This window comes from Streptomyces sp. NPDC025273 (genome assembly GCF_040638585.1).
In the GTDB taxonomy this organism is placed as follows: Bacteria; Actinomycetota; Actinomycetes; order Streptomycetales; family Streptomycetaceae; genus Streptomyces; species Streptomyces cinereorectus.
Window position 1 is genome coordinate 53,789 of the sequence record NZ_JBEZYP010000023.1, and the last position, 6,000, is coordinate 59,788.

At 72.6% G+C, this 6,000-nt stretch carries 6 protein-coding genes and 1 tRNA gene; 5 read left to right on the top strand and 2 right to left on the bottom strand.

Annotation, left to right across the window (positions count from 1 at the left end):
• Positions 1–14: 14 nt before the first annotated feature.
• Together AB0F38_RS28250 and AB0F38_RS28255 are read right to left on the bottom strand one after the other, a co-directional pair.
• Positions 15–87: transfer RNA gene (locus AB0F38_RS28250), tRNA-Glu, on the bottom strand.
• 80 nt (positions 88–167) lie between these two features.
• Positions 168–1,700: a metallophosphoesterase gene (locus AB0F38_RS28255; protein WP_361899163.1), complete on the bottom strand. Its 1,533-nt coding sequence runs from the start codon at positions 1,698–1,700 to the stop codon at positions 168–170.
• A 123-nt stretch (positions 1,701–1,823) separates the two neighbouring features.
• Here AB0F38_RS28255 and AB0F38_RS28260 point away from each other — a divergent pair, with 123 nt between their 5' ends.
• The 5 genes from AB0F38_RS28260 to AB0F38_RS28280 form a co-directional block, all read left to right on the top strand.
• Complete coding sequence (locus AB0F38_RS28260) at positions 1,824–2,177, top strand: metallopeptidase family protein (protein WP_056793008.1); 354 nt, start codon at positions 1,824–1,826, stop codon at positions 2,175–2,177.
• Complete coding sequence (locus tag AB0F38_RS28265) at positions 2,174–2,677, top strand: CrcB family protein (RefSeq protein ID WP_361899166.1); 504 nt, start codon at positions 2,174–2,176, stop codon at positions 2,675–2,677. Before AB0F38_RS28260 ends, AB0F38_RS28265 begins: the two co-directional genes overlap by 4 nt.
• Positions 2,674–3,066, top strand: coding sequence for a CrcB family protein (locus AB0F38_RS28270; protein ID WP_361899169.1), 393 nt, complete (start codon positions 2,674–2,676; stop codon positions 3,064–3,066). Before AB0F38_RS28265 ends, AB0F38_RS28270 begins: the two co-directional genes overlap by 4 nt.
• 123 nt (positions 3,067–3,189) lie before the next feature.
• On the top strand, positions 3,190–3,747 hold the full coding sequence (locus AB0F38_RS28275; RefSeq protein ID WP_361899172.1) for a hypothetical protein: 558 nt from the start codon (positions 3,190–3,192) through the stop codon (positions 3,745–3,747).
• Between the two features lie 239 nt (positions 3,748–3,986).
• Positions 3,987–6,000: DEAD/DEAH box helicase (locus tag AB0F38_RS28280; RefSeq protein WP_361899175.1), on the top strand; the 2,014-nt coding region annotated here is incomplete at its 3' end.

A 6,000-nucleotide genomic window follows, 5' to 3' on the forward strand; every position in this document is an offset into this window, starting at 1 on the left:
CACACGGTAAAGCGTGCCCCCAACGGGATTCGAACCCGTGCTACCGCCTTGAAAGGGCGGCGTCCTGGGCCACTAGACGATGAGGGCTAAGGGCCCACCTGCGCGCTTTCCAGCGCGTCGGGGACGTCAGAAGCATATGGGATGCGGAGGGGTATCGCCAAAACGGTTTACGGGGAGGTCGTGGAGGCGGACGGCGAGGGGGACCCAGTGGCCAGGTTCTCCTCCGGCAGATGGCGGCCGACCTCCGCCGTCGTCAGGCCCAGGCCGCCCAGGGTGATCTCGTCCCAGGCCTGCAGCCGGCGGGTGGCACGGTCCAGGTAGAGCACCGAGGCGCGCACCTTCTCGGGCTTCTCGTTCTGCACGGCGCGCAGCCCGCCGCCGCCCGTGGAGCCCTCGACCTTCAGCCGGGTGCCCAGCGGCAGCAGTTCGTTCACGCGGTGGTGCACATGGCCGGCCAGCACGAGCGGAACGGTTCCGTCCGTCTGCCGCGCGGCGTTCGGGTCGTGGGCCACCGCGATGTCCACGGGGGTGCCGGCCCGCCGCTGGTCGCGGAGCGCGGAGGCGAGCCGCATGCCCGCCAGTTCCTCGGAGGCCCTGCCACCGGTGGGGCGCGAGCGGTCCGGGGTGAACTGCGGGTCGCCGGTGCCGGCGATCCGGACCCCGGCGACGTCCACGGCGCTGCCCCCGTCGAGGACGTGCACGTTCTTCAGGTCCTTCAGATAGGCCTGGGTGACCTTGGAGTCATGGTTGCCCCGGACCCACACGTAGGGCGCCCCGAGGCCGCCGGCCGGGTCGAGGAAACCGTTCTCGGCGGCCGTGCCGTGGTCCATGGTGTCGCCGGAGTCGATGACCACGTCGATCTCGTACTGCTCGACGAGCGAGCCGATGATGTGCCAGGCGGCGGGGTTGAGGTGGATGTCCGAGACGTGCAGCACCCGGATGGTCGCCGGGTCCGGCCGGTACACGGGGAGCGTGGACGTGGCGTCGTACAGCTTGGTGACGTTGGTGACGAGGCGGGCCAGCTCCTGCTGGTAGACGTCGAACTCGGTGACGATCGAGCGGGCGTCGCCGACGACCGACGGAGCACTGGAGAGCAGCCCCGAGAATTTCGGTTCCAGGACGGACTTCGGGTTCCAGGTGGCGTACGCGCTGATGCCGGACGCGGCCAGCAGTGCCAGGGCGAGCCCCCCGGCGGCCAGTGCGCGGCGCGGGCGGCGGTAGACGGCGAGGCCGAGGGCGGTGGCTCCGGAGACCACGGCCACGCAGGAGCGGACGGCCAGCTCCCGGGTGCCGGCGGCGACGTCCCCGGTGACCTCGTCCTGGAGGCCGGAGAGCCGCTCGGGGTGCTTGACCAGGGCTTGGGAGCGTTCCGGGTCCAGCTGGTCCACGTCGACGTCGAGGCGGACCGGGGCGACGTGCGAGTCCAGTTCCAGCGCGCCGAGCGGTGACACGTTGATCTTCGTGCCGCCGCTGAGCGAGGGCCGCAGGGTCATGGTCGTGTCCATGGGCCCCACCGGCGTGCGCACGCTGCCGACGATCAGCAGCCCCAGCCAGGCCCCGAGCACGACGACCGTGAGCAGGCCGAGGACCCGTGTGTACGGGTGCGGGGCCGCGGCGAGCGTGCTGACGGGCGTGGTGGTGCGGGAGCGGTAGTGGCGGCGGGCACGGCGGACTGCGGCGCTGAACGGATCGCGGACCATTGGGCGCGTATGCCCCGGCCGGGCGGCGTACATGCGGACCCCGCGGCAGCTGTGGTCCGGGCGGGTGGCGGCCGGCCGGTACGGCCCCGCCCGTTCCGGCCGGAGGTACGTGACAATGGCCGGGTGCTGGAGATGACGCGCGAGGAGTTCGAAGAGCTGGTGAGCGTGGCCCTCGACCGGGTCCCGCCTGAGCTGATGCGGCTGATGGACAACGTCGCGGTGTTCGTCGAGGACGAGCCCGAGGATCCGGAGGACCGGGAGCTGCTCGGCCTCTACGAGGGCACGCCGCTCACGGAGCGCGGCGAGTGGTACGCGGGGGTGCTGCCGGACCGGATCACCATCTACCGGGGGCCGACGCTGCGGATGTGCGAGACCCGGGAGGACGTGGTCGCCGAGACGGAGATCACCGTGGTCCACGAGATCGCCCACCACTTCGGCATCGACGACGAGCGGCTGCACGAACTGGGGTACGGGTGAGCACCCAGGAGCCGCCGCCCGGCCGGGTGTCCATCGACCCGGACGTCGATCTCTCCGTACCGGCGCAGCGCGCCGAGACCGCGGGAGCCGGCCGGTGGCGGGTCCTGTCCGTGATCGCGGCGGGCGGTGCCCTGGGGGCCTCGGCTCGCTACGCGGCCTCCCTGGCCTGGCCGGCCGCCGAGGGGGCGTTCCCCTGGGCGGTCTTCGTGGTGAACGTGACGGGCTGCGCCCTGATCGGGGTGCTGATGGTGCTGGTCGCGGAACGGGGTGTGGTGACGCATCCGCTGCTGCGGCCGTTCCTGGGCGTCGGTGTGCTCGGCGGGTTCACCACGTTCTCGACGTACGCCGCGGACGTGTCGGAGCTGCTGGAGCGTCAGGAGGTGCTGGTGGCGATGGCGTACGCGTGGGCGACGGTCGTGGCGGCGCTCGGCGCGGTGTGGGGGGCGGCCGTGCTCACGCGGGCGGTGGTGGACCGGGACCGGCGGGGGCGGGCCGGGTGAACTGGCTGCTGGTCGTGATCGGGGGCGCCGTCGGCGCGCCGCTGCGCTACCTGACGGACCGTGCGGTGCAGGCGCGGCACGGGGCGGGGCTGCCGTACGTGTTCCCGTGGGGGACCTTCACCGTCAACGCGGCGGGCAGTCTGCTGCTCGGGGTGCTGACCGGGGCCGCGGTGTCCGCACACACGTACGCCCTGCTGGGTACGGGGCTGTGCGGGGCGCTGACGACGTACTCGACGTTCTCGTACGAGACGCTGCGCCTCGCCGAGACGGGCCGCGGCTTCCTGGCGGCGGCCACGGTGCTGGCGTCCCTGCTGGTGGGGCTCGGGGCGGTGTTCCTGGGAGTGGAACTGGCCGGAGGCTTCGGGAGCGCCGGCGGCCCGGGGGGATGACCGCGGGGGTCCGGGGCCGTGTGCGGGTGTTGTGTCCGGGCGTGTCCCCGGCGGGGGCAGGGGAGTTGAACACCACACTTCCTCGGCTCCGCCGACTCCCCACCCCCCCGGAGGTGCCATCCCGTGCGCCATTTGTCCGCCCGCGTCCGCTGGGCAGCCGTCACCGCGCTGACGATCGCCGCGTCCACAGGCTGCATGAGCGTCGGCGACGACGCCGGGAAACCGGCCCCGCCGCGTCCGGCCGGCCGGAAGGGGGCATCGGCCGGACCGGACGGCGAGACCGTGCCCGGTACGGGGCGGTCCGGCTTCGGCGGCGGCGGCCGTGCCGAGGCGCAGTCCGACGGGGACCGCCCCCGCACTCCGGATCCGAGCCGCTCCGGGAGAGCCCCGTCCGCCGCCCCGGGGGTCCCCCGGCCGGTACCCGGTCCCGCCACCCCGGAGCCGACCCTGGGCGGCCACCTGCCCACCCCCGAGCCCAGCCCTCCGGTACCCGCGGAGCCGCCGCCTTCGCCGGTCACTCCGGAGCCGCCCCCGCCCTCTCCCGACCCGGAGCCCTCGCCGCCGCCGGAGCAGCCCTCCGCCTCGCCCGCCGCGCAGTCCCGGACCGATGCGATGGGGCCGCCGGAGCGGGTGGAGCTGTGGCCGACTCCGGAGGCATCACCGCAGGTCGCGCCGGTGTGAGAGGGGTTGGGGAGGGGGCGGTTTGCCGAAAGGGGGGGTGAGTGCGTATGGTAGTAGATCGTTTGATCCCATTGCCCGGCGCCGACACAGAAGAGCGCCGTGTGGCGCGTACTCTCCCTTGCCGTGGCTGGACCGCATTGAGGCGGTCGAAATTGCGAATCACGGAGTTACGGGCGCGTGCCGAGACTCCGGAAGGTTTCGCATTTCGCATGTCAATTTCCAGTTCTGACAACACCGTCATGTCCGAGAACGTCGAGAACAACGAGATCGTGGAGATCGCCGAGGCCGTAGTGGCCGCCGCTCCCGAGGCCTCCGTCGACACCGCCGAGGCCCCCGTCGCCGACGAGGCCGCCGAGATCTCCGGCGAGGCCGCGGACGACGTCGAGGACGCCGCCGACGCCGAGCCGACCGTCACGTTCGCTTCGCTCGGACTGCCCGAGGGCATCGTCCGCAAGCTCGCGCAGAACGGTGTGACCGCCCCCTTCCCGATCCAGGCCGCGACCATCCCGGACGCCCTGGCCGGCAAGGACATCCTGGGCCGCGGCCGTACCGGCTCCGGCAAGACGCTCTCCTTCGGTCTGCCGACCCTGGCCTCGCTGGCCGGCGGCCACACCGACAAGAAGAAGCCCCGCGCGATCATCCTCACGCCGACCCGTGAGCTCGCGATGCAGGTCGCGGATGCCCTGCAGCCCTACGGCGACGTGCTCGGCCTGAAGATGAAGGTCGTCTGCGGCGGTACGTCGATGAGCAACCAGATCTACGCGCTGGAGCGCGGTGTCGACGTCCTCGTCGCCACCCCGGGCCGGCTGCGCGACATCATCAACCGTGGCGCCTGCTCCCTGGAGAACGTCCAGGTCGCGGTCCTCGACGAGGCCGACCAGATGTCGGACCTGGGCTTCCTGCCCGAGGTCACCGAGCTGCTCGACCAGATCCCCGGTGGCGGCCAGCGCATGCTCTTCTCCGCCACGATGGAGAACGAGATCGGCACGCTCGTCAAGCGTTACCTGAGCAACCCGGTCACCCACGAGGTCGACAGCGCCCAGGGCAACGTCTCGACCATGTCGCACCACGTCCTCGTCGTGAAGCCGAAGGACAAGGCGCCGGTCACGGCCGCGATCGCCGCCCGTAAGGGCCGCACGATCATCTTCGTCCGCACCCAGCTGGGTGCCGACCGCATCGCCGAGCAGCTCATCGAGTCCGGCGTGAAGGCGGACGCGCTGCACGGCGGCATGACGCAGGGTGCCCGTACCCGCGTGCTGGAGGACTTCAAGAAGGGCTTCGTCAACGCGCTCGTCGCCACCGACGTCGCCGCCCGCGGTATCCACGTCGACGGAATCGACCTGGTCCTCAACGTGGACCCGGCCGGCGACCACAAGGACTACCTGCACCGCTCGGGCCGTACCGCCCGCGCCGGCAAGTCCGGTGTCGTCGTCTCGCTGGCGCTGCCGCACCAGCGCCGTCAGATCTTCCGCCTCATGGAGGACGCGGGCGTCGACGCCTCGCGCCACCTCGTCCAGGGCGCGGGTGTCTTCGAGCCGGAGGTCGCCGAGATCACCGGCGCCCGTTCGCTGACCGAGGTCCAGGCCGACTCCGCGAACAACGCGGCCAAGCAGGCCGAGCGCGAGGCCGCCGATCTCACCAAGCAGCTGGAGCGCGTCCAGCGCCGTGCCGTCGAGCTGCGCGAGGAGGCCGACCGTCTGGTCGCCCGTGCCGCCCGCGAGCGGGGCGACGACCCGGAGGCGGCGGTGGCCGAGGTGGCCGCCGAGGCCGAGGCCGCTCTGGTGGCCGCCGCGTCCGTGCCGGAGCAGCCGGCTGCCCGTGAGGACCGTCGTGACGACCGGGGCAGCTACGGCCGTCGTGACGACCGGGGCGGCGACCGCGGTGGATACCGCGGCGGCAACGACCGCGTCGGCGAGCGCAGTGGCCGTCCCACCGGTGGGAACGGCTACCGCGGCAGCAGCGACCGCCCGTCGTTCCGCGGGAGCAACGACCGTCGTGACGAGCGTCCCTCGGGCGGTTTCCGCTCCGGTGGCGGTGACCGTCGTGACGACCGTGGTGGCCGTTCCTTCGAGCGTCGTGACAACGACCGCCCGGCGTTCAACCGTGACCGTCGTGACGAGCGTCCCTCGGGCGGCTTCCGCTCCGGTGGCGGCGAGCGTCGTGACGACCGTGGTGGCCGTTCCTTCGAGCGTCGTGACAACGACCGCCCGGCGTTCAACCGTGACCGTCGTGACGAGCGTCCCTCGGGCGGCT